The sequence below is a fragment of the Gordonia sp. UBA7860 genome (genome assembly GCF_002500165.1).
Taxonomy (GTDB): Bacteria; Actinomycetota; Actinomycetes; order Mycobacteriales; family Mycobacteriaceae; genus Gordonia; species Gordonia sputi.
On sequence record NZ_DLSO01000026.1, the window covers coordinates 1 to 26161 of the forward strand.

The window sequence follows — 26161 nt, forward strand, 5'->3', positions numbered from 1 at the left end:
CGGCCTGCAGCGCGGCGACGACCTTCGCGGTGTTCGCGGCGTTGGGAACCAGGAACACTTCGTCGTCGGAGACGAGGTAGGCGATGAGGTCGTCGACCACTCCCCCGGACTCGTTGCAGCACAGTGTGTACTGCGCCTTGCCCGCGTGGATCTTCCCGAGGTCGTTCGTGAGTGTCGAGTTGACGAAATCTGCTGCGCCAGAACCCTTCACGAGCGCCTTGCCGAGATGACTCACATCGAAGATCCCGACGGCCTCGCGAACGGCGTTGTGTTCCGCGACGGTGCCCGCATATGAGACGGGCATGTGCCATCCACCGAATTCGGCGAAGGTGGCACCGAGTGCGTAGTGGCGGTCGGCGATGGGTCCGGCGAGCAATTCGGTCATGCGGGCAGATTACCGATCCACGTCGAGCCCGCGCACCTCGCACGACACGACGGCCGACTCAAGGGACGCCATAGCCCTGCACGCCCTCGACCGTCCGCAGATCGAAGTGGTCGACCGTGATCCCCTGCGCTTCGGCACCGCCCACCGTCGTCACGACGTTGCCGTCACGCGCGACGACGATGTTCGTGTGCTGACGAAAGTGACTGGGCTTGTCGTAGAGCACGATGTCGCCCGCGGCGGGCACCCGCGAGGCCGCACGCCACCGCCCGCTCGCGTGCAGATAATCGGTCAGCGTCGCGACGCCGGGGATTCGCCATGATCCGGAGATCGGATTGTCAAACGGCACACCGGCTTTGCGCATCACCGTGCTGACGAAGTCGGCGCACCACGATTCGTCGACTCCCTCGGAGTACGTCGTGCCCGCCGCGTTGCGGTCGTACTCGGAGTGCACGACGTCGACGATCCGCGCGCGCACCGGGTCCGCTCCGCTGGTGTCGACCGCGGGGAACGCCTGCCGTGACGAACCCACGCCGACCTTCGCGTCGGCACGCGAGAGCGGATCGTCGTCGCCGGAAGCGGCGCGTAGTCCGACCACCGCCCCGGCAACGATCACCACCACGACCACCGCGACGAACCACCATCGACGACGACGTGTGGCAACCCCGGCCGTCGCGCGCTGCCCGGTGCGCCTCGTCGTACCCACGCTCATCGGGTCACTCTAAGCAGGGTTGCCGGTGTCGGACCCGCTCTGGGGAGATCGTGTCGGTCCGCGGAATGACGTGGCAGAGTTGAGCGGGTGAGTAAGAACGAGAGCGTCGACCGGACACGCGGTCCCAAGATCCAACTGGCAACCTCCCTCGACAAGAACGACGAGGTGCTCGTCATCGGGCTCGTATCACCCGAGAGTCCCAACCCCGAGGACCCGAACTCCAAAAACACAGACTCCAAGGACACGGACTTCGACGCGGCGCCCACCCTGTTCATCGGCGACGGGCTCCTCGACGACGCGCAGGCGTCGGCCGTCAGCGATGCGCTCGTCGCGGTCGGCGCCAGCGGCGCACACGGTGATGTGGCCACCGTTCCCGCACCTGAGTCGCTCGGCGTCGACGCCGTGGTGGCCGTCGGCCTCGGCTCGTCCGACGACGTCGAGAATCCCGAGAAGCTCCGCCAGGCCGCGGGCATCGTGGCCCGTGCACTGAACGGTCGCGAGCGAGTCGCCACCACTCTCGCCGCCGGAGGCATCGAGCCCGTCGCCGAGGGCTTCTTCCTCGGCGCATACCGGTTCGACGAATTCCGTTCCGCCAAAACGCTTCCCACAAAGACTCCGCCGACCACGGTGCGCCTGCTCGTCGAGAACACCGGCAAAACCGCCACCGCGCAACTCGACCACGCCGTCGCCGTCGCTGATGCCACCGCGATCGCCCGCGACTTCGTCAACACCCCGCCGAGCCACCTCTACCCGGAAGAGTTCGCCGAGCGCGCACGCTATCTCGGTAGCAAAGTCGGCTTGAAGGTCGAGATCCTCGACGACACGGAGCTGGAGAAGGGCGGGTACGGCGGCATCATCGGCGTCGGCAAGGGCAGTTCACGCCTGCCGCGACTGGTCCGGCTGACGCACACGGGAAAGAAGGACGCCAAAAAGGTGGCCCTCGTCGGCAAGGGGATCACCTTCGACACCGGCGGCATCTCGATCAAACCCGCAGCCAACATGGATCACATGACCTCCGACATGGGAGGTGCCGCCGCCGTCATCGCGGCCACCATCCTGGCCGCTCGCCTCGACGTCGACGTCTCGGTCACTGCGACCGTGCCGATGGCCGAGAACATGCCGTCGGGTACCGCGCAGCGCCCCGGCGACGTACTCACCCAGTACGGCGGAACCACCGTCGAGGTCTTGAACACCGACGCCGAGGGCCGCCTGGTCCTTGCCGACGCGATCGTGCGCGCATGCGAGGACGAACCCGACTACCTCATCGACACCGCGACGCTCACCGGCGCCCAGATGGTCGCACTCGGGGCACGTACACCGGGTGTGATGGGCACCGAGGAGTTCCGCGACCGCGTCGCCGAACTCTCGCAGGAAGTCGGCGAGAACGCGTGGCCGATGCCGCTCGCCGCGGAGCTACGCGCCGACCTGAAGTCGCGAGTGGCCGACCTCGCCAACGTCACCAACCACCGCAACGGCGGCATGCTCGCCGCGGGCCTGTACCTGAAGGAGTTCGTCGCCGACGGCGTGCAGTGGGCCCACATCGACGTCGCCGGACCGGCTTTCAACTCCGGAGCGCCGTGGGGTTACACCCCCAAGGGCGGAACCGGCGTCCCGGTCCGCACCATCGCGCGCGTGATCGAGGACATCGCCGAGAACGGCTGAGCGCACCCCTATCCGCCACCGTCCCCGACTCGCCAACGCAGTTGCGTCGACACGCCACATGGCGCGGGCCGGTGGCGGGTAGGGTTTAGCGCGTGGGCATCGGCCACCCGCCGACGCCCGTGTCCCGGAGGCGCACACACCACCGCGACAGACCACACATAACCCAGACACGTATGTCGAGTCGAGGAGTCAACAACGATGGCCTTCTCCGTCCAGATGCCAGCCCTTGGTGAAAGCGTCACCGAAGGAACAGTCACGCGGTGGCTGAAGGAGGAGGGAGACACCGTCGAGGCCGACGAGCCATTGCTCGAAGTCTCCACCGACAAGGTCGACACGGAAATCCCCGCTCCGACATCAGGTGTGCTGACGAAGATCGTCGCCCATGAAGACGACGTCGTCGAGATCGGCGGCGAACTGGCAGTCATCGGCGAGGCGGGCGAGGAAGCACCGTCGGATGATTCCGATTCGTCGGGCGATTCCGATTCGGCTGCCGGCACCGAGCCCGAGCAGGCCGCAGAACCAGAGCAGGAGCCCGAGGCGCCGTCAACCGACGCCGACGCCCCCGCCGAGAAGCCCGTCGCGCAGGCGGCGCCGAGCGGATCGACATCCGGAACCGATGTCCTCATGCCGGAGCTCGGTGAGTCGGTCACCGAAGGCACCGTCACCAACTGGCTCAAGCAGGTCGGCGACGAGGTCGCCGAAGATGAGCCGCTTCTCGAGGTCTCCACCGACAAGGTCGACACCGAGATCCCGTCTCCTGTCGCGGGCACACTGATCGAGATCGTCGCCAACGAAGACGATGTCGTCGAGATCGGCGGCAAGCTCGCGGTCATCGGCGACAAGTCCGCGGCCGGCGCAACTCCCGAGCCCGAACCCGAGCCGGAGCCCGAGCCCGCCAAGGCAGAGTCCGAGCCCGAACCGGAGCCAGAGCCTGAGCCTGAAAAGGCTGCTCCGGAACCCGAGCCCGCCAAGGCCAGCACCGCCCCCGCGGCCAAGGAACCCTCCGATCCACCGACCGTCGAATCCACGCCGTACGTGACCCCACTGGTCCGTAAGTTGGCCTCCGACAACGACATCGACCTCAACTCCATCAAGGGCACCGGTGTCGGAGGCCGTATCCGCAAGCAGGACGTGCTCGCGGCGGCAGAGGCCAAGAAGGCTCCCGCACCCGCTGCTGCTCCTGCCGCGTCGTCGACGCCGGCTGCTGCCGCGGCGTCGAGCCCGTCGGGCCACGGACCCGAGGTCCGCCCCGAGCTAGCCAAGCTGCGTGGAACCACGCAGAAGATCAACCGCATCCGGCAGATCACGGCGAAGAAGACGCGCGAGTCCCTACAGGAGAGCGCACAGCTGACCCAGGTCTTCGAGATCGACATGTCGAAGGTCGCGACCCTGCGCAAGGCTGCCAAGGAGTCGTTCAAGGCGGCCGAGGGTGTGAACCTCACCTACCTGCCGTTCATCGCGAAGGCCGTCGTCGAGGCGCTCAAGGCGCACCCGAACGTCAACGCGTCGATCGACGAGGAGAAGAAGGAGATCACCTACTACGACAAGGTGCATCTCGGAATCGCCGTCGACACCGAGAACGGACTGCTGTCCCCGGTGATCCACAACGCCGACGACCTCTCGCTCGCCGGTTTGGCGCGTGCCATCGCCGACATCGCGGCACGCGCTCGCTCGAACGGCCTCAAGCCCGACGAGCTCGCGGGTGGCACGTTCACCATCACCAACATCGGCAGCCAGGGCGCGCTCTTCGACACACCGATCCTCGTTCCGCCGCAGGCAGCGATGCTCGGCACGGGCGCGATCGTCAAGCGTCCGGTCGTGATCACCGGCGACGACGGTTCGGAGTCGATCGCGGTCCGCTCGATGTCGTTCTTCCCGCTGACCTACGATCACCGCCTCATCGACGGCGCCGACGCGGGCCGCTTCCTGACGACCATCAAGAAGCGCCTCGAAGAGGGCGAGTTCGCAGCGGAACTCGGGCTGTAAGGCTCGCATGCTGATTGCCGTCGCGGGTTCCCACGGGCTGATCGGTTCGGCTCTGGTCACCTCGCTGACCGATGCCGGCCACACTGTCCGACGCCTGGTTCGTCACGAACCACTGTCCGACGACGAATTCGGTTGGGACCCCGAGACTCTCGGGGTCCCGGCCGAAGCCCTCGACGGTGTCGACGCCGTGGTCAGTCTCGGCGGGGTCGGGGTGGGCAACCAGTTGTGGACGGGTCGGTTCAAACAGGAGCTGCGCGACACCCGGATCACTCCGACCGAGGTGATCGCCGAAGCCGTGCGGAAGGCGGGAGTCCCCACCTTTCTCAGCGCCAGTGCGTCGGGCTACTACGGCGACACCGGCGAACACGCGGCGATCGAGTCCGACGGCCCGGGAAGCGGTTTCCTCGCCGACCTCGTCGTCGACTGGGAGGACGCAGCGGTGCGCAACGCGGGCGAGAACACTCGCGTCGTGTTGTTGCGCACAGCTCCGGTGCTCTCCGGCTCCGGCGGGCTGCTCGGCAAGCTGCGGCCTCTGTTCAAACTCGGCCTCGGCGGCACCATCGGGAGTGGGCGCCAATACTTTTCGTGGATCACGCTTGTCGACGAGATCCGCGCCATCGAGTTTCTCCTCTCGTCGACGATCAGTGGACCGGTGAACCTCGCGGCTCCCGGCGCAGTACCGTTCGCCGACTTCGTGTCGGCGTTCGGTCGGGCCGTGCACCGTCCGACACTCGCGCGAGTGCCCGGTTTTGCCGCGAAGCTCGTGGGCGGCGAGATGGCGCAGGAAATGATTCTGTTCAGTCAGCGCGTTGCACCAGGAGTGCTCAGCGACAACGACTTCACCTTCACCCACCCGGACATCGACTCCGGACTGGCCTACGCGAATCGGTAGGGCTCCCCATGCCACGCGAATCCATCCGTACGGATTCTGAGACTCCTTTCGAGGTACGCACCCTCGGCGTCGTCGACTATCAAGACGCGTACGAGACCCAACACGCACTCGCTGCCGAGCGTGCCGACGGCACGCTCGACCACGACCTCCTCCTGTTACTCGAACACCCCTCCACGTACACGGCGGGCAAACGCACTGAGCCGTCCGACCTGCCGACGAACGGCGCGAGCGTCGTCGACGTCGACCGCGGTGGGCGCATCACCTGGCACGGCCCCGGCCAGCTCGTGGGCTACCCGATCGTCGCTCTCGCGCAGCCGCTCGACGTCGTCGACTACGTACGACGCATCGAGTCGGCGCTGATCGCGGTCTGTGCGCGGTTCGGCGTCACCGCCGGACGCGTCGACGGCCGGTCGGGAGTGTGGGTCAGCGACGACGCGGGCGAACGCAAACTCGGCCAGATCGGTATCCGCGTGGCGCGCGGAATCACCCTGCACGGGTTCGCACTCAACGTGAACCCCGACATGAGCGCATTCGACGCCATCGTCCCCTGCGGCATCGCCGACGCCGGCGTCACCTCGCTCGCGCTGGAAGCGGGCCACGAGATCACCGTCGACGAAGTGCTCGTCGACGTCGTCGACGCGGTGCGCTCGGCGTTCGACCACCGCGACGTCGGCGCCGATGTGATCGGTGTAACGGACCCGCAGTCGACCGTCGAGCCGGGCGTAGCATCGGTGCGGTGACCGTGTCTGATTCACAAGCCTCCACACCCACCGCCCCCGACGGCCGCAAGCTGCTGCGTCTCGAGGTCCGCAACGCGCAGACCCCGATCGAACGCAAACCCAAGTGGATCAAGACGCGCGCGACGATGGGCCCCGAATATTCGGAGCTCAAGGGACTCGTGAAACGCGAAGGGCTGCACACGGTCTGCGAAGAAGCGGGATGCCCCAACATCTACGAGTGCTGGGAAGACCGCGAGGCCACCTTCCTGATCGGTGGCGAACAGTGCACCCGACGCTGCGACTTCTGCCAGATCGACACCGGTAAGCCGGCAGAACTCGACCGCGACGAACCCCGCCGCGTTGCCGAGAGTGTGCAGGCGATGGGCCTGCGGTACTCGACGATAACCGGCGTCGCACGCGACGACCTCCCCGACGAGGGCGCCTGGCTCTACGCCGAGACCGTGCGAGCCATCCACCGCCTCAACCCCGGCACCGGCGTCGAGAACCTGATCCCCGATTTCCACGCCAAGCCCGAGCTCCTCGACGAGGTATTCGACGCACGTCCCGAGGTGCTGGCACACAATCTCGAGACCGTCCCCCGCATCTTCAAGCGCATCCGGCCCGCGTTCCGGTACGAGCGCTCCCTCGACGTCCTCACCCAGGCTCGCGATTTCGGGCTCGTCACCAAGTCGAATCTGATCCTCGGCATGGGTGAGACGCCCGAAGAGGTCCGCGAGTCCATCGTCGACCTACACGAGGCGGGCTGCGACATCCTCACCATCACGCAGTACCTGCGCCCCTCGCCGCGGCACCATCCCGTCGAGCGGTGGGTGAAGCCGGAGGAGTTCGTCGAGCATTCCGACTTCGCGCGCGAGGTCGGATTCGCCGGTGTGATGGCCGGACCGCTGGTCCGCTCGTCGTACCGCGCCGGGCGACTCTACGCGCAGGCGATGGCTCACCACAACCGCGAAATCCCCGCCGCGATGGCTCATCTCGCCACCGAGGGGTCGGCGAGCCAGGAAGCGTCGAGCGTCCTCTCCCGCCTCGCGCACTGATTTCCGACGAGCGCCCACCCCGTCAGCGCCGCAAACGCCGACGCCTGAGTGCTCGGCCAACCCCCGGCGTGCCGGTCGGTGGTCGGACGTATCCTAGAGGGCATGGCAAAGGCGTCTGCAGCAAGCAAAGAGGAAAAGGCCGCGGCGAAAAAGGCTCGTCGTAAGGCCTCGCGCGAGCGTTACACGCAGCTCTGGCAGGCGTTCCAGATGCAGCGTAAAGAAGACAAGCGGCTCATCCCGTACATGGTCGGCGTCTTCCTGCTGGTCGTCGCGGTGTTCGTCGTTCTCGGTCTCGTGCTCGGTAGCCCGTGGCTGTTCATCCCGGTCGGCGTCATCCTCGGACTGCTCGCCGCGTTCGTGCTGTTCGGGCGTCGTGTCCAGAAGACCGTGTACACGCGTGCCGAGGGGCAACCCGGCGCGGCCGGTTGGGCGTTGGGCAACATGCGCGGACAGTGGCGGGTCAGCCAGGCCGTCGCGGGCACCAGCCATCTCGACGCCGTGCATCGCGTGATCGGCAAGCCCGGCGTGATCCTGGTCGCCGAGGGTTCTCCCACACGGGTGCGCTCGCTGCTGGCACAGGAGAAGAAGAAGGCTGCACGCGTCGTCGGCGACACCCCCATCTACGAGGTGTACGTCGGCAACGACGACGACCAGGTACCGCTTTCCAAGCTCGAACGCCACCTCAACAAGCTGCCCCGCAACATCGACGGCAAGCGCATCGACGCCCTCGAAGGGCGGCTCAGCGCGTTGAGCAGCCGCGGCTCCGGACCCGCGATGCCGAAGGGCCCGCTGCCCGCGAACGCGAAGACGCGAAGCATGCAGCGCACCGCGCGTCGTCGTAGCTGAGGCGGTCCGCACCACCACCATGCACTGCTGTTCGAGGCAAAGGTGTCGGGCAAGACCGTGTCCGGTTGCGACTTCCTCCGCCTCGACGACGACGGCAGAATCGTCGACTTCACGGTGATGGTGCGGCCACTGTCAGCGGCAGTCGCACTGTCCGAGGCGATGGGCGCCCAGTTCGATCGGATTCGCAACAGGCGACGGCAGAGCTCAGCGACTCCTGATCATCGCCGTGCCGGTCGCGCGATCATGCAGCGCGCGGCCGTTGTAGTCGTTCATGAGCGCGGGCACGATGAACACGATGAGCACCTGGCGCGCCAGCGCACGGATCGGGCCCACTGCCGCGAAGTGCTCGGAGCCGCTGACCTCCGCGGAGGTGCGATCGGGGCCGTAGTCGACGCGGGCCACCCGTGTACCCACGGCGAATTGCCCCGGCGTGAAGCCGAACAACGTCACCGTGACGACACCGACGACAAACCACACCGCCAGGATGACCGTGCCCATGTCGGGTGAACCGAAGCGGACGAACAACAACGAGAGTCCACCCGCGATCAGCCAGTCGACCATCAATCCGGCGACGCGATGCCAGCCACCCGCGAGCGAACCCGGACCGGTCTCGGGAAGCCCGAGGTCGGCGCCACGGTATTCGACGTCGACGTCCTGGCCGGCCTGCGGCCCCGACAGCCATGATCCGGTAGCGCGACCCATCGCAGGCACCCTCTCTCCTCGTCCGCCGACGGGGTGAACCCCGCCGGAATTTACGCCCGACGAGCGGTGCAGCGCGCTCGTCTCTGCACGTCAGTGTATGCCCCGCACAGGAGAAGACCGGCAGCCCCGCACACGACGGCACCGGCGCTCACCGTCGAGCATCGGTACGCATGGTCGACGAGTGGTCAGATTCACCACGCGCGCAAGGCCGGAATCAGGAATAGTTATGGTGTCCCACGTCCGCGGTGTGTAACACAGGAGAAACACGTCCTTGACGCGCGGGCAACGTCCGATCCATACGGTCTGAGCTGAGATCCGCTGCTGTCTCTCGGTGGCGGACGAGCGTGTCGGGTGACCGTCTCGTGGCCACCCGCCGGCGAAATAGTGAAGGAGTCACCGCACGGTGTACAGCAGCAAAGAAGAACTACTCGAGGGCATCAAGAAGGAAGGTGTCGAGTACGTCGACATCCGATTCTGCGACCTGCCCGGCGTGATGCAGCACTTCTCCATCCCGGCGACGGCGTTCGACGAGAGCGTCTTCGAAGACGGCCTCGCCTTCGATGGTTCGTCTGTCAGAGGATTCCAGTCCATCAACGAGTCGGACATGATGCTGCTGCCCGACCCGGCAACTGCTCAGATCGATCCCTTCCGCAAGGCCAAGACGATGAACGTCAGCTTCTTCGTCCACGACCCGTTCACTCGTGAGGCCTACAGCCGCGACCCGCGTAACGTCGCCCGTAAGGCCGAGGACTACCTGGCCTCCACCGGCATCGCCGACACCTGCTTCTTCGGTGCAGAGGCCGAGTTCTACATCTTCGACGGCGTGTCCTACGGCTCGGAGATGAACGGCACGTACTACGAGGTCGAGTCCGAGTCGGGCTGGTGGAATGCCGGTTCGCCCGTCGACCCCGACGGTTCGCCGAACCTCGGCTACAAGGTGCGCCCCAAGGGCGGCTACTTCCCGGTGGCGCCGTACGACCACTACGTCGATCTGCGCGACGAGATGTCGACCAACCTGACCAACGCGGGCTTCGAGCTCGAGCGTGGCCACCACGAGGTGGGCACCGGCGGCCAGGCCGAGATCAACTACAAGTTCAACACGCTGCTCCACGCAGCCGATGACGTGCTGCTGTTCAAGTACATCATCAAGAACACCGCATGGGCGAACGGCAAGTCGGTGACCTTCATGCCGAAGCCGCTCTTCGGAGACAACGGCTCGGGCATGCATGCTCACCAGTCGCTGTGGAAGGACGGCAAGCCGCTGTTCCACGACGAGGCCGGTTACGCGGGCCTGTCGGATCTGGCTCGCTACTACATCGGCGGCATCCTGCACCACGCTCCGTCGCTGCTGGCGTTCACCAACCCGACCGTCAACTCCTACAAGCGTCTGGTGCCGGGCTACGAGGCTCCGATCAACCTGGTCTACAGCCAGCGCAACCGGTCGGCCTGTGTGCGTATCCCGATCACGGGCAACAACCCGAAGGCCAAGCGCCTCGAGTTCCGCTGCCCCGACAGCTCGGGCAACCCGTACCTCGCCTTCGCCGCGATGATGATGGCCGGACTCGACGGCATCAAGAACAAGATCGAGCCGCACGAGCCCGTCGACAAGGATCTCTACGAGCTTCCTCCCGAGGAGGCCAAGAGCATCCCGCAGGCACCGACCTCGCTGAGCGCCGTCATCGACAAGCTCGAAGAGGATCACGAATACCTCACCGCCGGTGGAGTGTTCACCGAGGACCTGATCGAGACCTGGATCGCGCTCAAGCGTGAGAACGAGATCGAGCCGGTTCAGATCCGCCCGCACCCCTACGAGTTCGCGCTGTACTACGACTGCTGAGTCTTTTTTGGCTCTGACCTGCGGGTGATGCTCTACCCGTCCGCAGATCGTCCGCAGTTCTCCGAGTCGGCCCGCTCCGTGATCACCTTTCCGATCGCCGAGCGGGTCGACTCGTCTGCGTCGGGCCATAGGTGGCCGTAAGTGTCGAGTGTGGTGCGGGCGGACGCGTGCCGCATCCGCGCCTGGATCGTCTTGATGTCAGCGCCCGACGCGATGAGCAGTGACGCGAGGTAGTGGCGGAGGTCGTGGAAGCTGAACCCGTCGGGTAGACCGTCAACCTTGGCGCGGGCGTCGCGGAACGCCCGCTCGATCGTCCACGGTCCCGCGTGGTCGGTGCCGAGCCCGTTCGTCACGACCATTCCGCTCGCGCTCGGATAGCGGCGCACCGATTCCGAGAGCATCACCACGAGGTCCTGCGGAATCGGGATCGGCTGACTACTCCCCTCTGTCTTGAGTTCCTCGCCCCCGAACTGCTGGACCGGCAGAACGACACCGCGCATGAAGTCGACATCTTCGACGCGGAGACCCGCTGCCTCCGACACGCGCAGGCCGACGAACGCGCCCAGGAGGACAGCGACACGCATGTGGTCGTCGATCGCATCGTGTAGCGCCCACACCTGTTCGGTCGTCGCTACGTAGGGCTTCTGCTTGCCGGCGCGCGGCGAGGTCCGCCTCGAGCATGGGTTGCGGCCGAGGACGCCGTCGTGGACCGCGTCGGAGAGGATCTGCGAGAGCCGTGAGTGCAGCGCGTAGACGTAGCTCGCTTCCATCTCCGCGGCCTGCAGCTTCGCCACCCACGCCTTGACGAGTGATGGTCGGATCGCCGCGAGCTGCATGTCGCCGAACTCGGCCGTGATGTGCTTGATGTGGGTGCGGGCCTGCCGGACGGTCGACTCGCGGTTGACCTTGTAGCCCTCGATCCAGAGGTCGCACCAGCCCTGCACAGTGAGCGCGGCGTCGCGTGGCGCGACGTGCGTGCCACCGACGAGCGCCGCGGCCTGCGCATCAAGCCAGCCTTGCGCGTCGGCCTTCCGCGCGAACCCCTTGGCGTGTTCCTGACCGCGGTCGTCGACGTAGCGGGCCCGCCACCGACTCCCCTTCCCGTGGGCAGCCGACGGGACGCGCGTTTCGTTTCCGGCTTCGTCACGGACCGTCTTGGTCCAACGATCCTCGACGCCGGACCGACGGTTACGACGCTGAGTCATCAGAACGGCGCCTCCCCGTCTTGGTCGTAACGGCTTCTCGCCGCTCGTGCGATGTCTTGCTCGTCCTCTCCGAGCGCCGAGTTCATTGCATCGACAGCCTCTTGCGAGAAGTGGTCGCGAGCGGCTTCGAGCGCTTGTTCTCGAGCGAGTCCGCCCCACGGATCATCTCCGATCCCAAGCGCCGACCGCAGCCCGTCAACCGACAACAGCCAATCCACCAAGGACTGAACAGCATTCGATCGCTTCTCCCTGACCTGCCTGTGAGCCTCCACGATGGCTGCCACTTCGGTTGCTACCGCCGACTCTTGCATCAGCACGTTTACCGATACGCCAAGGATCTTCGAAAGCGCTTCCGCCTCACCAAGTTTGACCTCTCTTGAGCCGCTCTCGACCTTGTACACCGTGGCCTGATGCCAGCTATATCCCGCGCGGGACATGCGCTCCGCCAACTGCTCCTGAGAGATTCGCTGCTGCTCACGCACGGCCTTGAGGTTGGCCGCGAAAGTCGATTCGACGGTGGGTTTGTCGTCACTCATTCCAACACGCTAAACCGTGGCAGCTTGACACGCCAACGCCGTCGTGGATTAATCGATTATGTATTAGCCAACAAATCCAGAAGGGATTGAGCAATGCCTCGCGACTCACTCAGCCAACTCGACCCGCCGCCTACAGACGACCAGATCCTTACGACCAAGCAGGTCGTCGAGGTGTTTCCGTTCTTGAATGAGAGCACGTTGCGCTACTGGCGCATGAATGACACCGGGCCCGCCTCGTTCTCACTACGTGGACGAGTTCTGTACCGGCTCAGCGAGATTCAGCGCTGGATCGCCGCTGAGGAGGCCAAGTCGACACGCGGTGGCGCGGCGTGAACCGCTACCAGCAGCTTGAGGACAACGCCGACGCGGGTCTCGGCGCCGCCGAGCTTGGCACCATGCGGCTGACACGGCCGTGTGAGCGCGTCGAGCACGCGCAAGCGGTCCTCGACCACCGCGCCGACGCCGCCTGGGCTGCGATGGACCAGGCACGCGGCACAGATCAGTTCGAGCAGCTACGCGACGCCGCATTCGCCGCGAAAGACGCCGCGGACAACCACGCCCGCGCAACGAGAAAGCCCCCGGTGCATCCGACCAAGAACGTCACCGAGGGCATCGAATCCATCCCCACGAGAGGACTGAACTCATGACCAACTCTACAACCGCAGCCCCACCGATCGAACTGCCCGACGACGACCTCAGCCGCGATGTCCTGCTGGACTCGTTGGCGCACGTCGAACCGTGCGACCTCGACGATCTCCTCGCGCTCGCCGAACTCGTCGGCGACGTCGCCGACGGCCGCCTCGAGCTGCAGACGGTGGTGGTCTAGATGATCGAGACGAACGATTCGCAGACGGTCCTGCGGTGTGAACACTGCGACGCGGAGGCCACCATCATTGCCGGACCGGGCGATGACGGGTGGATCGACGACACCATGTCTGACTGGGATGAAGCGCACGAACGCTGTGGGCAACCCGCCGGGTTGACGAACTGGCAGCACCTGGTCTCCGCGGGGAAGTCTCAGACGCTGATCCAGCATGGTGGCGACCTCGCGCGGATGATGCCGTTCCCGCGGCCAGTGTGGGCTGATCCTGACCGCGACCAGATTGGTACCAGCCTCCCCGGAAGTTGCTACCGCTCGGCTATCGCATCTGTCCCGGCGACGCACGCGCGAGGTTGGCTCGACGACGACTGGGTGACCGCTCGCGTCGATGTCGCAGCCAAGCAGTACGGCAACGGTTTTGCGATGGTCGGACTCACGATTGCGAAGCCCGCAACTGCGGGCGCGGACGTCGGACTGTCGCTGACGCCCGACGAGGCGCGGCAGCTCTCGGATGTGCTCCGTGCGGCGGCCGACCTGGCGGTGTCGACGTAGATGTTGGGCGACATCGATTACCCGGCAACCCGGTCCGCGATCGTGCGGGCCGGGTTGCTGGTGCCCTCTCCACAGTTCGCCACCGCCGACTGGTTGGCCCTGCAGCCGACTGACCCGCAGTGGTTGGCGTCGATTGCCCGCGCCGCGCTCGCCTGGGCTCACGAGACCGACCAGTTGCCCACGACCCTCGCCGAACAGCTCCGGTCCGACGACGACCTCGCGCGCGAACGACTCAAGACGGTGGCCACCGACTTGTCCGCGGCCGCCGACTGGGCCGCCGAGGCGCGTCGGCTCCGCAACCGTGCCGAGTGGGACCGCGACCACCCTGATCTACAACGGAGGAAGAAGCCCGCATGACAGACCGATTGATCGATTCACCGCGCGCGCCGATGCGAGTGGCCCGGCATATCGCCGATGACCGCTACCAGCGTGAGGGGCTCCGCACACTGGTGCAGCACCGTGGCTCGTTCCTGCGTTGGGATGGCCCGCAGTGGGTCGAGGTCGAGGAGAACGAGTTACGCGCCGCCCTATACGGGGTTCTCGACGGCGCGAGCTTTCTCGACGCCAAGGGTGAGGAGCAGCCGTGGAACCCGAATCGCCGCTCGGTCAGCGACGTGGCTGACGCTCTGCGCGCGCTGAGCCATCTGCCCGAGCATGTCGGCGCGCCCGGGTGGATGCCCACCGCACCAACCGTGCTGACCCGTCACCAGCCCGGCGAGATCGTGTCGGTGACCAACGGGCTGCTCGACGTCCGCACCCGCGACCTGCTCGAGCACACCCCGAACTTCTTCACCCAGGTGTCGGTGCCGTTCGACTACCACCCCGACGCCGCCACGCCCCGCGAGTGGCTGAGGTTCCTGCACTCTGTGTGGGGCGAGGACGTCCAGGCGATCGCCGCGCTCCAGCAGTGGTTCGGCTACATCCTGTCCGGCCGGACCGACCAACAGAAGATCCTCCTTCTCGTCGGTCCGACCCGATCCGGCAAGGGCACAATCGCGCGTGTACTGGCCGCGTTGCTGGGACGCCGCAATGTCGCCGGCCCCACCCTCGCGTCCCTGGCGACCAACTTCGGTCTCGCTCCGCTGCTCGGCAAACCGTTGGCACTGGTCTCCGATGCCCGCCTCGGCGGCAGTGACGTCCACCAAGTTGTCGAACGGCTGCTGTCTATCTCGGGCGAGGACCTCTTGACCGTGGATCGAAAGTTCCGCGAGCCGTGGTCGGGCAAGCTCCCTGCCCGGTTCATGATCTTGTCAAACGAGCTACCCCGCTTCGGTGACGCCTCGGGTGCCATCTCCAACCGCATGATCGTGCTGACGATGCGTCGCTCGTTCCTCGGATCTGAAGACACCGGCCTGACCGGACGACTGCTGGCCGAGCTGCCCGGCATCCTCACGTGGGCGTTGGAAGGACTCGACCGTTTACACCGGCACGGCGAGTTCACCATGCCTGCCTCCTCGCTCGAATCCGCGCTCCTCCTGCAAGACCTCGTCTCACCGACTGCGGCGTTCATCCGCGAGCGTTGCGTCCGGCACACCGCCGCGCGGGTCCGAACCGACGATCTGTGGTCGGCCTGGACCGCCTGGTGCCGCGACACCGGCCGCCATCCCGGCACCCGGCAGAAATTCGGCGCCGATCTGCAGTCCGCGGCGCCGGAAGTCACCCGCCATCGATACCGCAGCGCGGGCGGTCAACGTGTGTACGACTATCTCGGCATCGCGCTGCGCGCCGACATCGATACCGACGATGATGACGACCCCGTTAGAGCCAGCAATGCCCAAACCTCGGGGACATCGGGGACAGCACCACAAAGCGCCAGTTCAGAGGCAGTTTTGAGCGTCCCGTCCCCGGGGACAGTATCAGGGACAGCCGATGATCCCGTCCCCAACGCCGTCCCTAACCGAAATGCAGATAACCGCAGGTCAGAAGCAGTGTCCCCAACCGTCCCCGGGATTTCAGCATTGTCGGCGCTAACTGGCATGTGCCACGTGTGCGGCGAACCGATGTCGCTGCGCACTGACCGCGAATCCGGGCGCCACGAGTCCTGCGCCCACCCACCCAGAGAGCACCCACGCAAAGTGAAAGCTGCCACCGTGAGGAAGCCACGCCGTTGCGCCGAATGCACCATCGAACTCCCGGCCGCGCAGACCGGCGATCGGTGCGAAGAATGCGCCGACGGGCCACCACGCCCGACCGAGCAAGCACCCAAGCAACGACGCACCGTACCGGTCTACAGCGAAAACCTCCGCGTCAACCGCGACAGAGCAGTCGGTCACCGCGGCGGAGCGGTACGGCCGTGACCGACTCCGACGAGCACATGCAGATCATCGACAACGCAACCCGTGTCGACCTCGCGCCCTACGGGCTACCCGGCATCGAGGCGGCCGAAGCCATCGACACCTCCGGTCACCGCCGCGCCTGGCTCGTCGTCAGCGACGAACTCGGCAACCACGACGCCGACCTCGGCAACCCATGGCCTCCGCACGAGTACCTCGGACGTCTGCCCCGTGAGATCCGCGACCGCATCTGGGACCTCCACTGCAACCGCCGCACCACGTCCGGCCGACCCTGCAGATCACGCGTCGCCGAACCAGGAGCCGCCTGCATGTGGCACCAAGACCAACAGGAGACCGCACCGTGAGGCTCCATGGATTCTCCGCCGAGTTTCGGGTGCGCCGGGTCAATGACCGCGTCCAGGTGCGGTGCGGATCGGTGCTGCTGTCGGTCTCCGCCGACCAGCTCCACGACGCCGCCGAGCAACTACCAACCGAGGAGAACCAGTGAGCCACAATCAACCTCGGCGTGACCGTCCGCATGTGTGTCGCCGCTGCGGTGGACCGTGCCGCGTATCGGCCGGCTCGCAGCACGGCTGGACCTGTCGAGCCTGCCTCGAGCAGTACGTCGCCAAGCAACGGGATCCGCAATGACAACTCCCGAGCGTGATCCTCGCGTGGTGCGCCGCGAACTGCGCATCGACCGCGCCGTCATCGGCCTCGTGTTGCACGGTTGCCGCGGCGATGTCGTCGGCTTCAACAGTGCCGCAACCGAACTCGCGCTCGTCGAGAACGTGGCTCTCGACGAACTGTGGCGGCCCCTGCTGTGGGCGCTGTCGCGGCTTCCCCGCGGCGCTGACGAACCGACCAGACTCCTCGACCACTTGGCGGTGCTCTACGCGGTCCGCGATGCTGACGAGGAAACCCGATGATCGAGCCTGTCGCGGGTGTGATGCTCGGCGTCGACGACGCGACCGAGCTGCTACGCGTCATCGCCGCCTACGAGCAGGTCCTCGCCGAAACCAACCGCCAGGCCTCACCACGACTGCGCGCCGTCCGCGACCACCTGTCTCGCGCCGCATCTCGCGTTCCGACCCGCAACACGCACGCAGACGCGAGAAAACAAGCACCACAACCCGATTCGGGTGTAGACCACGCTCATGAACTGCTCGACACCGCACAGTCCGCCGCGATCCTCGGGATCACGGCCGACGCGGTCCGCGACCTCGCGCGCCGGAGGCGTCTACCGGCTCGAAAAGTCGGCGGCCGGTGGCTACTTGCGGCGGGTCCCGTTCTCGAACGCGCCGAGCACCGCCGCACCTGACGTCGAGGCACGACCGTGACCGACACGCGGGCTGAGTCGTGGTTCCACATCACGAACTCAGGTGCACATGCCGAGATCTCTCTGTTCGGCGACATCGGTCGCGGACGCGGACGGACAGTCGGCGCCCAAGCGTTCATCCGAGAGCTCAACGCGCTCGGCGATTCCACAGCCCTGACGGTCCGGATCAACAGTCCAGGCGGAGATGTCTTCGAAGCCATCGCGATCTACAACGCACTGCGCGCACGCCGCGGCAAGGTCACCTGCATCGTCGACGGCCTCGCAGCATCGGCCGCAAGCTTCATCGCAATGGCCGGAGACGAAGTCGTGATGCGTCCCAACACCGAAATGATGGTTCACGACGCGCTCATCGACGGCATGCGCGGAAACGCCGCAACCCTGCGAGACACCGCCGATCAACTCGAACGAGCCTCCAACAGCATCGCATCCATCTACGCCGAGAAAGCAGGTGGCACCGCCGACACCTGGCGGGCCGTCATGCGCACCGACACCTGGTACTCGGCAGAGTAAGCCGTAGCAGCAGGACTCGCCGACCGAGTCGACGCGATCCGCCCCAGGGCTGCACGCAACCCAGCGATCGCAGCTCACACCCCTGTCCACCGCACAACCGTGCTCGTAGCGGCCGCCCGACGGCGCCGCGCTCACCGAAAGTCGAGGTAACCATGTCCACCACCCTGCCCAATCCGCGCGTCTACGCCCCCGGCGGCGACATCACCGCCCAGGCGACCGCCGCCGTCACCGGACGCCGATTCGTCGCGATCTCCGCCAACCGCACCACCGACGGCACCCTCTCGGTCGCCCACCCCACCGCTGGGGCTCGCGCGTTCGGAGTCGCCAAGGCCGACGCCGCAGTCGGTGAACTCGTCGGAGTTGCCCGCGACGGCGTCGTCAAGGTCCGCGCCGGTGCCGCGCTCGCCGCCGGTGTCGACGTCGAAGTCGGAGCCAACGGCCAAGCCGTCACCCGAACCAGCGGCATCGCCGTCGGCTACACCCTCACCGCCGCCGCGTCGGGCACCGACGCCGAAATCGCCCTGCTCTGAGAGGAACCTGACCCATGCCATCTGCACTGATCCCCGAACTCAACGGCCGGCGCCTGTCTGTCGACGTCGCCCTCAAGGACCCGACGCGCATCCTGCGGGAACGCATCGCGAAACTCGCCGACGACCAACTGCTACTGCCGAAGTTCTTCCACCAGCTCGGCAAGCCCGTCGAGGGCGGCGGCATGCTCTACAGCGTGATCCAGGCATCCGACTTCTACACCAGCGACGTCGAAAAGCGCACGCCCGGAAACGAATACAAGATCGTCGAAGGTGTCGACCCCGACCCGCAACTCGCCGTCGTCGAGGACTGGGGCGGCAAATTCCAGATCACCGACGAACAGATCCGCCGCAACGACGTTAGCTATCTCGACCAGCAGACCACCCAGATCGCGAACACGATCGCCCGCAAAATCGACACCCGCGCCTACGCCGAACTGTCCGCCAAGGTCACCGGCTCCAACGTCGTGCCGATCGACGGCAACTGGGACAACCTCGTGTTCGTCGGAGCCGCCGACAACATCACCCCATCGGCTGACCGACCCTCGGCGCACCTCTCGGCCGCGCAACTCGCCGCCGATCTGCAGGAACTCGGTGTGCGCCACGACCTCGTCGCCGTCAACCCCGAACAGGCCCACGAGCTACGCACCGCCTACGGCGACGGCCTCGACGCCATGCTCAAGAGCGCAGGCGTCACCCTCTACTCCAACCCACGAATCACCGCAGGCACCGTGTGGGCGCTCGCCGCCGGACAGGTCGGCACCGTCGGATTCGAAGCCCCCCTGACCGTCGAGGTGTACGACGACCGCGCCACCCGCAGCAAGTTCGTGCAGGCCTACGCAGTGCCCGCGTTCGCCGTCGACAAGCCCTACGCCGCCAAGAAGATCACCCTCACGGCCTGACAGGAGACACGATCATGGCACTCACCTTCACCGACGAACAGACCACCCGACTGTTCGAACTGCTCGGCCTACCCGCCGACACCGACCCCACCGACGTCGACGCGATCCTCGCTGTCATCGAGAACCTCGCCGACGCCGAAGCAGACACCGACACCAGCAAGCCGTCCGCTGTCGCGGCAGCAGCCAAACGCCTCGGCCTCGAGGCCGTCGACACCGACACCCTCACCTCGCTGCGAGCTGACGCAGCCGAAGGCCGGCGCCTCGCCGCCGCAGCCGCCAAAGCGAAGGTCGAGACCACCGTCGACGACGCGATCCGCAAAGGCAAGATCGCCGCATCCCGCCGCGGCCACTGGGTCAACCTCATCAGCGCCGACCCCGGCATGGCCGACGTCCTCGCCGCCGTACCCGACGAAACCGCCGTCCCCCTCACCGAAATCGGCCACGCCACCGAACCCAACCTCGACGAACCAGCAGCCTGGTTCTACTGACCGGCAGGCCCACGACCTCGGCGTCAAGCACACCCCGGCCCACCACAGGCCTCCGCCAGGGCCACCAGGGAACGTATGGCAGGACCAGAGCCCGGCCGCGCGCCACTCTTGACAGGCTCCACGACCCCGCCAGCGCCGACAACACGCCCCCGGCCCCGTCTCACCCGAGCGGAGCCGGGGGCGTCACCCCCGGCCCGAAATCCTGAGACCCCCACCCACACGCCACTCGCCGGTGAGTGGGATTTTTTTTTGCGACACCGCTGGGAGTTTCGTGCAGGATCGTCTTACAAGTCCAGTGGAGGGACTGGTCGAGCCAAGTATGCGGCCCGCTCATCCAGGTCTCTCTGCCGTTGCGCCGCTTGCACTTTCTTGGCAGCACGCGCCTCGGCGGCCGACTTCCGAGCGGGCAGGTCTATGGTTCGGTACTGCTCGTTCGCGTACTCGATCGCCTTGTCTGCTTCCCCTACCGCGATCTCGAACGAGTCCGCTGGCGCCTGAAGCAGCACTCCGAGGCCTTCGATCCCGCTAGATTCAACTCCACCCTGGATGCCACTCTGACTGAGCCAGTCTTCGAAGTATGCGCGCCACCGTCCGTCGTCTTTAGGAACGATTCTGAAGCGGACATCAACGCGGGACGGATCCGCAGTCACTTTGACAGTCGGTGTCCCAACGCGCTCCCACGGCCTCCACTGATCGGTGTCGGGCATCTGCGCAATCTCCCATCTGGTTCCCCTCGTCCGCAGATCGTCCGCAGCAACCCCAGGAACCGCCAAATTCAGACAACAACGACAACGCTACTACCAGCACCAACTGTGGTTGGTCATCGTGAGACAACATCGCAAACAGCGAGGTGCCTGTTCGCGCTGTACTACGACTGCTGAGTCCCAGCGCAACAGCACCGCACACCGCCCGCCCGACGACTCGTCGGGCGGGCGGTGTGCGTCGGGAGTCGTCGACTGCGCGTTCCGGCGTCATTCACACGGCCAGACCCCGACGCCGACAACCGAACTCGGCATCGGCACACGGACGACGCCGTGCAATGCTGTTCGCATGACTTACCCCGGATCGGTACCGAACGGACCGTGGCCGCCGCAAGGTCCTCCTCCCCAGGGCCCACCACCGCAGGGCCCGTATCCGTTCGGTCCCGGCGGTCCCGGAGCCGGAGGATTCGGGGGACCCCCGCAGCCTCCACGGCGCGGGAACGGACCGCTCGTCGCCATTCTCGCGGCCGTGGGAGTGCTGGTGATACTCGCGATCGTTGCGGTGGTCGGCGTGGTGATCTGGGCATCCAATCGCTCCGACGACTCGTCGACCGTCGCGTCGTCGACGAGTACCTCGACCACGACGACCGATGACTACAGCGCACCGACCACCCGCAGCCCCCACCACCGCAGCAATCGACTATTACGGCGCCATCGCGGTATCGACGCAGACCAACCAGATAGGTTATGCCGTCAACTCGCTGACGCGGGCGGAGGCTGAGCGTCAAGCTCTCGACCAGTGCGGGGTATCGAGTTGCCAGGCGGCTATCTGGTGGCGCAACGCCTGCGGCGCCATCGTGCAATCCCAGGCCGACCTGTCGTGGGGATGGGCGTGGGCTACAACCGAACAGGCCGCCAGCGACGCGGCCACCACGAGGCTGACGGGTGGTTCGCCGAAGGTGATCTTCAGTCACTGCACCACCAACGCGGGCTGACTCCGCTGCCGTGGTGATGCACTTCACAGGGGGTAATGGGGCCTTCGTACCCTCACACCAAGTGCCAACTACACGTAATCTCTTGGTCATGACCCGCATGCTTTTTGTTGAAGATCTCGTGCCAGGTGACCGCATCAGCATCGACGGGATCAAGGCCGTCGTACGCAAGCAGGTGCCCCACGGCGAAACCCAGCGACTCATCGAACTCGCACACAGCTCCGACAGCCGCACCGACATGATCGTCGACGTCGGCGTCAAGATCGAAGTCTTTTGAGTCACTGCTCCTGAGCTGTCACTGCTCCTGAGTCACCCCACCTGTTCGTTCACGCTCTTGTCGGTGGCCTGCATGTCCGACGTCGTCGTCATCCAGACCACGAGCAGCGCCGTGGCCAGAAGCACTCCGCAGCCAACCCACGCCGCGGCCGACGCCCCATCGACGAAAGCTCCGCGGGCGGCATCGAGCACACTCGATGCCCGGTCCTCGTCGAGATGTCGCGCGGTTGCCGTTGCGCCCGCGAGGCTCGTGCCCGCCTCCCCGACTGCCGGCTGCGCCGGAAAAGCCATGCGATACACCAGGTTCAGCACACTTCCGAGCAGCGCGATACCGACCGCTCCACCGAGTTCGCTCGACGTCTCCAACAGTCCCGACGTCGCACCCGCACGGTCGGCAGGCGCGACACCCATCACGTAGTCGGCGATCACCGACGATGCCGAAACGATCCCCGTCGCGAGCAACGTCGACCCGATCAGTGCGACGAGAAGCGTGTGCACCCCGAGCAATCCCGCGAGCACCCCGAATCCTGCTGCTCCCGTCAGCAATCCGGCGATCATCACCGTCGGTCTGCCCCATCGCACCGAGGCGACGGCTGCCAGTGGTGCGGCCACAGCGACCAGCGCGCTGGGCGCGATACTCCACAGCGCGGCCTTCAGCGGCGAGTAGCCGAGCACCGACTGCAGATACTGCGTCACGATGATCGAGTTCCCGAGCAGCGCGAACATACACACGACGTTGGTCCAGATCGACACAGAGAAGCGCCGATCGTCGAAGAGGTCGAGGTCGATCATCGGGTCGTCGAGCCGTCGTTGACGCGCAACGAAGACCGCACCGAGCGTGAGTCCGACGACGAGTGCGACCGCCCCGTCCACCGACCATCCTTCCGCGGCGAACTCCTTGACCGCACCGGCCTGGTCAGACCTGCCGCGCAATAGGCGTCTTTGTCTGTATGCCAGAAAAGGAAACTCGTGACCGAATCCCGTGAATGGGTCGAGTGCACTCGGCGAATCATTTGAATTAATTCATAAATCCAATCGGCACGAAATACATACGCGCACAACATCGTTGACTCCTGCGACTCGGACAGCCGCGGATTCGTGACTAATTCAATGCGATTCCGCGCCTCGCCAAGGGATCGGCCTATTCCCCATGGCGATTGGTCTTATGGTGTGTGAACAACACAAGATCATGCATCTCGAATTGAGCTCAAGTGGCTCGACTCCAGCCACATACCCATGCCCGCGGCCGTGTGCCCGGCCGGAGGAAACACCCGTGTACGCGCTATACGTCATCGTCCAGATCCTGCTGTTTCTGATCCCTTTGGCACTAGGAGCCAAGTACGGCCCGATGGCGCTCATCGGTATGTCCGGCGTCTCGGTTTTCATCCTCGTCGAGTTCATGCGTCTGCGGCCGGCATCCCCACCGCTGACCGCCATTTTCATTGTGCTGGCGGTTATTTCGGCCAGTGCAGCGATGTCTGCGGCCGGCGGCATGGACTATCTCGTCGGCATCGCCGAGAAGGCGTTGCGAGCCCATCCCACACAGATACCCGTCGTCGGACCGCTGGTGGTGTGGCTGTTCACCGTGCTGTCAGGTACCGGCAACATCGCCTTCGCGCTGATCCCGATCATGTACGAGGTCTCGTACGCGGCCAAGATCCGGCCGGAACGAATCCTCTCGACGGCAACCACCGTCTCCCAACTCGCACTGCTGGCCAGCCCGGTGGCAGCGGTGACGTACATCTTCCTCACACTGACCGAGGGCACGGGCAACACTCTGGGCAAGATTCTGCTCGTCACCGTTCCCAGCACACTCATCGCGACGATCCTGACTTCGTTGCTCATGTCGCGGTGGGGGAAGAATCTCGACGACGACCCGGAGTATCAGCGGCGCTTGGCGGCCGGCGAGGTGGAACCACCCAGGCCGGCCGGCGAGGAGGTCGATCGCGAGCTGCCGCCGCGAGCGGCGTGGAGCGCCTACATCTTCCTGGTCGGCGTGATCATCGGTGTCGTACTGGGACTGTTCCAGTCTCTGCGCCCGCACTACGAGAAGTCGCTGTCCGACGGGACCTTTGAAGAGGCGACCGTGTCGATGACCTTCCTGATCCCGATCATCATGTTCGCCGTCGCCGGTTTGATCATGATCGTCTGCAAGATCAAGACGAAGCGAGTGTTGGAGGAAGACATCATCGGTACCGGCCTGATCGCGGCACTGTTGCTGACCACGGTGCCGGTACTGGCGGGCACCATTTTCAACGACCACACGGACGAGATCGTCTCGTTCGTCAACAGTGCCATCGGGCTGTCCGTCGTGCTCTTCGCCTTCATCCTGTTCGCGTTGACAGCGCTGATCCAGAGTCAGTCGGCAACCGTCGCGATCATCGTCCCGGCGGCACTCACGGCAGGTCTGGGTGTCGGACCTATGGCTGGCATGCTCGGCGCCACGGTCGGCAACAACGTACTCGCGTCGATGAGTGGCCTCGGCCAGGCCTGCATCCTGACCGACAAGACCGGGTCGACCAAGCAGGGCTCATTCCTGATCAACGGCTCGTTCCTGGTGCCGATGCTCTTGTGCGCGGTGTTCTCCGTCGCCGCAGGCCTGCTCATACAAGCAGTGGTGTACTGACCGGGCCTCCGGGATAGATCACGCTGCGGTCGCGTCCCCGTCGAGATCGGCAAACAGTTCCTGATTCAACTCGAACGCCGAGATCGCTTCCGCCACAAGGTTGTCGACGTCGTCCTCGTCGATGTCGAGCGCATCGATCCGGTCGCGATAGGCGTCCTTGTAGCGCTTGAACTTGTCGATGCCGTCGAACGCGTAGAAACTCAGCGTCGACGCGTCGAGGCCGTAGTGTTCGCGCATGCGATGAGCGACAACCTGTCCGCCCGACAGATCGCCGAGGTACCGCGTGTAGTGGTGCGCGACGTACCGTGCCGGGTCGTGGACCGTCGCCTCGATCGTGTCGACATACCGTTGCACGGCAGGCAGTGGCGTGATCATCTCCGGGTCGATCCCGAGTGCGACGAGGTCGGAGCGGAGCCTTTCGGTCCGACGCAGGCGGTCGTCGAGCACGGCGTCGGCAATCGGGTCTCCGGCCAACGCCGAGCCGACCTCTTCGAGCGCGCGGTAGACGAAGTACAACTGCGCTGCCAGCCGTCCGTACTGGTCGGCGTCGAGGCGGCCCGACAGCAGATCGTCGATGAAGGTGGCACTCTCGGCCTGCTGGTGTGCGACGGCGGTTGCCTCGCGCAGCCGTTGGGAGATGGTCGTCATGATGCAACCAGTGATACCACCACGCCCCGGTGATCGGAACCGCGGAGGTCGAAGGTATCAACCGACGACGCGATGAATCCGCGGACGACGACGTGATCGAGCGCGAGGAACGGCGTGCCGCCCCACTTGTCCGTCGGATAGGTGGGCACGAAACCCGCGCCGGATTGCTCTGTGGTGTCGGCGAATCCGTTCTGGAGGAAGTCGCGGTAGCGCACCTGATCCCACGTCGCGTTGAAGTCGCCCGCCATGATTGCCCGCCCCGCCGGAATCGACTGCATCCGAGCGTGCAGCAGGCCCATGTCGCGTACCCAGACATCCGTGCGGCCTCGCAACGGGGCTCCTGGATGCATCGCGAACACCTGGGTGTCGCGTGCGCCGGGCAGATCGGTGCGCGCCTTCAGATTGTGCAGCGCGGTGTTCGGACCGATCTCTCCCTGCCCGGTCAGCGGCGTACGACTGAAGATCGCGGTTCCCATCGCGAGCGTGCCGGGCGCGGCATACGAGTACGGCAACTCCCGGCCGACACCACTGGCCTGCAATCGCGTGAGCGACTCGGGCGTCACCTCCTGAAACGACGCGAAATCGACGCCTTCGCGCGTCACCACATCGGCAAGTTGGTCGACGTCGGCGCCGCCGAACAGCAGGTTGGCCGTCAGCACGGTGAACCGCTCCCCCGCGGGCGGCGACTGCCCGACCCACAACGGCAACTGTGTGAAGCACAACGCCAGTACCGCGGCGATCGCCACCGGCAGAGTCAACCAGCGTCGGAACACGACGAACACGACGACGGCGAGCACTCCGGGCACGATCGCGAACGGCACCGCGCTGGTGAGGAAGATGGTCAGTTCACCGCGCGAGCGAGAGTAGTGCAGCCAGACCGCGACACCGACTGCGACCACCATGGCCCAGCCGACGAGCAGCAGTGCGAACCTGAAGAACCGGCGCATCAAGCCCCACCAACTCTCATCGAGCC

The 26161-nt window shown here is 65.9% G+C and carries 31 protein-coding genes and 2 pseudogenes; 25 read left to right on the forward strand and 8 right to left on the reverse strand.

All coding sequences use genetic code 11. The annotated features are described in order from the left end of the window. Positions 1–385: pseudogene (locus B3T59_RS03640) on the reverse strand (glycine cleavage system protein T); the annotation flags it as partial. 58 nt (positions 386–443) lie between these two features. Beyond that, positions 444–1094, reverse strand: a complete 651-nt coding sequence (locus tag B3T59_RS03645) for a CHAP domain-containing protein (protein WP_251722473.1) — start codon at positions 1092–1094, stop codon at positions 444–446. A gap of 87 nt (positions 1095–1181) precedes the next feature. On the opposite strand from B3T59_RS03645, the gene B3T59_RS03650 reads away from it, so the two are divergent. The 7 genes and pseudogenes from B3T59_RS03650 to B3T59_RS03680 form a co-directional block, all read left to right on the forward strand. Further along, the gene (locus B3T59_RS03650) at positions 1182–2756 is read left to right on the forward strand and encodes a leucyl aminopeptidase (protein WP_251722472.1); all 1575 of its coding nucleotides are present in this window, start codon (positions 1182–1184) and stop codon (positions 2754–2756) included. Between the two features lie 198 nt (positions 2757–2954). Then, positions 2955–4742, forward strand: coding sequence for a 2-oxoglutarate dehydrogenase, E2 component, dihydrolipoamide succinyltransferase (gene sucB, locus B3T59_RS03655; RefSeq protein ID WP_287001502.1), 1788 nt, complete (start codon positions 2955–2957; stop codon positions 4740–4742). Between the two features lie 7 nt (positions 4743–4749). Beyond that, complete coding sequence (locus B3T59_RS03660; protein WP_251722470.1) at positions 4750–5634, forward strand: TIGR01777 family oxidoreductase; 885 nt, start codon at positions 4750–4752, stop codon at positions 5632–5634. An 8-nt stretch (positions 5635–5642) separates the two neighbouring features. Further along, positions 5643–6374: a lipoyl(octanoyl) transferase LipB gene (gene lipB / locus B3T59_RS03665; RefSeq protein WP_005206467.1), complete on the forward strand. Its 732-nt coding sequence runs from the start codon at positions 5643–5645 to the stop codon at positions 6372–6374. Continuing rightward, positions 6371–7408, forward strand: coding sequence for a lipoyl synthase (gene lipA / locus B3T59_RS03670; protein ID WP_287001503.1), 1038 nt, complete (start codon positions 6371–6373; stop codon positions 7406–7408). Before lipB ends, lipA begins: the two co-directional genes overlap by 4 nt. Positions 7409–7510: 102 nt before the next feature. Then, the gene (locus B3T59_RS03675; RefSeq protein WP_005206465.1) at positions 7511–8254 is read left to right on the forward strand and encodes a DUF4191 domain-containing protein; all 744 of its coding nucleotides are present in this window, start codon (positions 7511–7513) and stop codon (positions 8252–8254) included. Between the two features lie 18 nt (positions 8255–8272). After that, positions 8273–8440: pseudogene (locus B3T59_RS03680) on the forward strand (nuclear transport factor 2 family protein); the annotation flags it as partial. An 18-nt stretch (positions 8441–8458) separates the two neighbouring features. Here the strand turns inward: B3T59_RS03680 and B3T59_RS03685 are convergent. Continuing rightward, positions 8459–8956 (reverse strand): RDD family protein, encoded by a 498-nt coding sequence (locus B3T59_RS03685; protein WP_287001504.1) that lies wholly within the window; start codon positions 8954–8956, stop codon positions 8459–8461. A gap of 403 nt (positions 8957–9359) precedes the next feature. Between B3T59_RS03685 and glnA the strand changes: the two genes are divergently transcribed. Next, positions 9360–10793 (forward strand): type I glutamate--ammonia ligase, encoded by a 1434-nt coding sequence (gene glnA, locus B3T59_RS03690; RefSeq protein WP_251722468.1) that lies wholly within the window; start codon positions 9360–9362, stop codon positions 10791–10793. 32 nt (positions 10794–10825) lie between these two features. Here the strand turns inward: glnA and B3T59_RS03695 are convergent, their stop codons facing one another. Further along, entirely contained in the window at positions 10826–11998 is a 1173-nt protein-coding gene (locus B3T59_RS03695; RefSeq protein WP_287001505.1) for a tyrosine-type recombinase/integrase, read from the reverse strand. After that, entirely contained in the window at positions 11998–12534 is a 537-nt protein-coding gene (locus tag B3T59_RS03700) for a helix-turn-helix domain-containing protein (RefSeq protein WP_287001506.1), read from the reverse strand. The genes B3T59_RS03695 and B3T59_RS03700 overlap by 1 nt, the downstream gene beginning before the upstream one ends. 93 nt (positions 12535–12627) lie before the next feature. On the opposite strand from B3T59_RS03700, the gene B3T59_RS03705 reads away from it, so the two are divergent. The 16 genes from B3T59_RS03705 to B3T59_RS03780 all read left to right on the forward strand — a co-directional run bounded on the left by B3T59_RS03705 (position 12628) and on the right by B3T59_RS03780 (position 21915). Then, complete coding sequence (locus tag B3T59_RS03705; RefSeq protein ID WP_287001507.1) at positions 12628–12867, forward strand: helix-turn-helix transcriptional regulator; 240 nt, start codon at positions 12628–12630, stop codon at positions 12865–12867. Next, positions 12864–13181: a hypothetical protein gene (locus tag B3T59_RS03710; RefSeq protein ID WP_287001508.1), complete on the forward strand. Its 318-nt coding sequence runs from the start codon at positions 12864–12866 to the stop codon at positions 13179–13181. Before B3T59_RS03705 ends, B3T59_RS03710 begins: the two co-directional genes overlap by 4 nt. After that, positions 13178–13360, forward strand: a complete 183-nt coding sequence (locus B3T59_RS03715) for a hypothetical protein (RefSeq protein ID WP_287001509.1) — start codon at positions 13178–13180, stop codon at positions 13358–13360. The genes B3T59_RS03710 and B3T59_RS03715 overlap by 4 nt, the downstream gene beginning before the upstream one ends. Next, positions 13361–13906, forward strand: a complete 546-nt coding sequence (locus B3T59_RS03720; RefSeq protein ID WP_287001510.1) for a hypothetical protein — start codon at positions 13361–13363, stop codon at positions 13904–13906. It begins immediately after the preceding gene. Next, positions 13907–14263, forward strand: coding sequence for a hypothetical protein (locus tag B3T59_RS03725; protein ID WP_287001511.1), 357 nt, complete (start codon positions 13907–13909; stop codon positions 14261–14263). Beyond that, complete coding sequence (locus B3T59_RS03730; RefSeq protein ID WP_287001512.1) at positions 14260–16203, forward strand: DNA primase family protein; 1944 nt, start codon at positions 14260–14262, stop codon at positions 16201–16203. Before B3T59_RS03725 ends, B3T59_RS03730 begins: the two co-directional genes overlap by 4 nt. Further along, positions 16200–16544 (forward strand): hypothetical protein, encoded by a 345-nt coding sequence (locus B3T59_RS03735; protein WP_287001514.1) that lies wholly within the window; start codon positions 16200–16202, stop codon positions 16542–16544. The genes B3T59_RS03730 and B3T59_RS03735 overlap by 4 nt, the downstream gene beginning before the upstream one ends. Then, on the forward strand, positions 16541–16687 hold the full coding sequence (locus B3T59_RS03740; protein ID WP_287001515.1) for a hypothetical protein: 147 nt from the start codon (positions 16541–16543) through the stop codon (positions 16685–16687). The genes B3T59_RS03735 and B3T59_RS03740 overlap by 4 nt, the downstream gene beginning before the upstream one ends. A gap of 139 nt (positions 16688–16826) precedes the next feature. Then, the gene (locus tag B3T59_RS03745) at positions 16827–17108 is read left to right on the forward strand and encodes a hypothetical protein (protein ID WP_287001516.1); all 282 of its coding nucleotides are present in this window, start codon (positions 16827–16829) and stop codon (positions 17106–17108) included. Next, positions 17105–17500 carry a helix-turn-helix domain-containing protein gene (locus tag B3T59_RS03750; protein WP_287001517.1) on the forward strand — a complete coding sequence of 132 codons (396 nt, stop codon included), beginning with the start codon at positions 17105–17107 and terminating at the stop codon, positions 17498–17500. The genes B3T59_RS03745 and B3T59_RS03750 overlap by 4 nt, the downstream gene beginning before the upstream one ends. A 15-nt stretch (positions 17501–17515) precedes the next feature. Then, positions 17516–18028: a head maturation protease, ClpP-related gene (locus B3T59_RS03755; RefSeq protein ID WP_287001518.1), complete on the forward strand. Its 513-nt coding sequence runs from the start codon at positions 17516–17518 to the stop codon at positions 18026–18028. 152 nt (positions 18029–18180) lie between these two features. Then, positions 18181–18558, forward strand: a complete 378-nt coding sequence (locus tag B3T59_RS03760; RefSeq protein ID WP_287001519.1) for a capsid cement protein — start codon at positions 18181–18183, stop codon at positions 18556–18558. 14 nt (positions 18559–18572) lie between these two features. Then, positions 18573–19457 carry a major capsid protein gene (locus B3T59_RS03765; protein ID WP_287001520.1) on the forward strand — a complete coding sequence of 295 codons (885 nt, stop codon included), beginning with the start codon at positions 18573–18575 and terminating at the stop codon, positions 19455–19457. 14 nt (positions 19458–19471) lie between these two features. Then, positions 19472–19945 carry a hypothetical protein gene (locus tag B3T59_RS03770; protein ID WP_251721662.1) on the forward strand — a complete coding sequence of 158 codons (474 nt, stop codon included), beginning with the start codon at positions 19472–19474 and terminating at the stop codon, positions 19943–19945. Positions 19946–21296: 1351 nt separating this feature from the next. Then, the gene (locus B3T59_RS03775; RefSeq protein ID WP_287001521.1) at positions 21297–21641 is read left to right on the forward strand and encodes a DUF4189 domain-containing protein; all 345 of its coding nucleotides are present in this window, start codon (positions 21297–21299) and stop codon (positions 21639–21641) included. Between the two features lie 88 nt (positions 21642–21729). Then, entirely contained in the window at positions 21730–21915 is a 186-nt protein-coding gene (locus B3T59_RS03780; protein ID WP_049698283.1) for a hypothetical protein, read from the forward strand. Between the two features lie 32 nt (positions 21916–21947). Here the strand turns inward: B3T59_RS03780 and B3T59_RS03785 are convergent, their stop codons facing one another. After that, the gene (locus tag B3T59_RS03785; RefSeq protein ID WP_287001522.1) at positions 21948–22787 is read right to left on the reverse strand and encodes an MFS transporter; all 840 of its coding nucleotides are present in this window, start codon (positions 22785–22787) and stop codon (positions 21948–21950) included. Positions 22788–23187: 400 nt separating this feature from the next. Here B3T59_RS03785 and B3T59_RS03790 point away from each other — a divergent pair, with 400 nt between their 5' ends. Continuing rightward, a complete protein-coding gene (locus B3T59_RS03790; RefSeq protein ID WP_005206458.1) occupies positions 23188–24540 on the forward strand; it encodes an anaerobic C4-dicarboxylate transporter family protein in 1353 nt (450 codons plus the stop codon). An 18-nt stretch (positions 24541–24558) separates the two neighbouring features. Here B3T59_RS03790 and B3T59_RS03795 read toward each other — a convergent pair whose 3' ends face one another. Together B3T59_RS03795 and B3T59_RS03800 are read right to left on the reverse strand one after the other, a co-directional pair. Then, positions 24559–25188, reverse strand: coding sequence for a heme oxygenase (biliverdin-producing) (locus B3T59_RS03795; protein ID WP_287001523.1), 630 nt, complete (start codon positions 25186–25188; stop codon positions 24559–24561). Then, a complete protein-coding gene (locus B3T59_RS03800) occupies positions 25185–26135 on the reverse strand; it encodes an endonuclease/exonuclease/phosphatase family protein (RefSeq protein ID WP_287001524.1) in 951 nt (316 codons plus the stop codon). The genes B3T59_RS03795 and B3T59_RS03800 overlap by 4 nt, the downstream gene beginning before the upstream one ends. Positions 26136–26161: the final 26 nt, after the last annotated feature.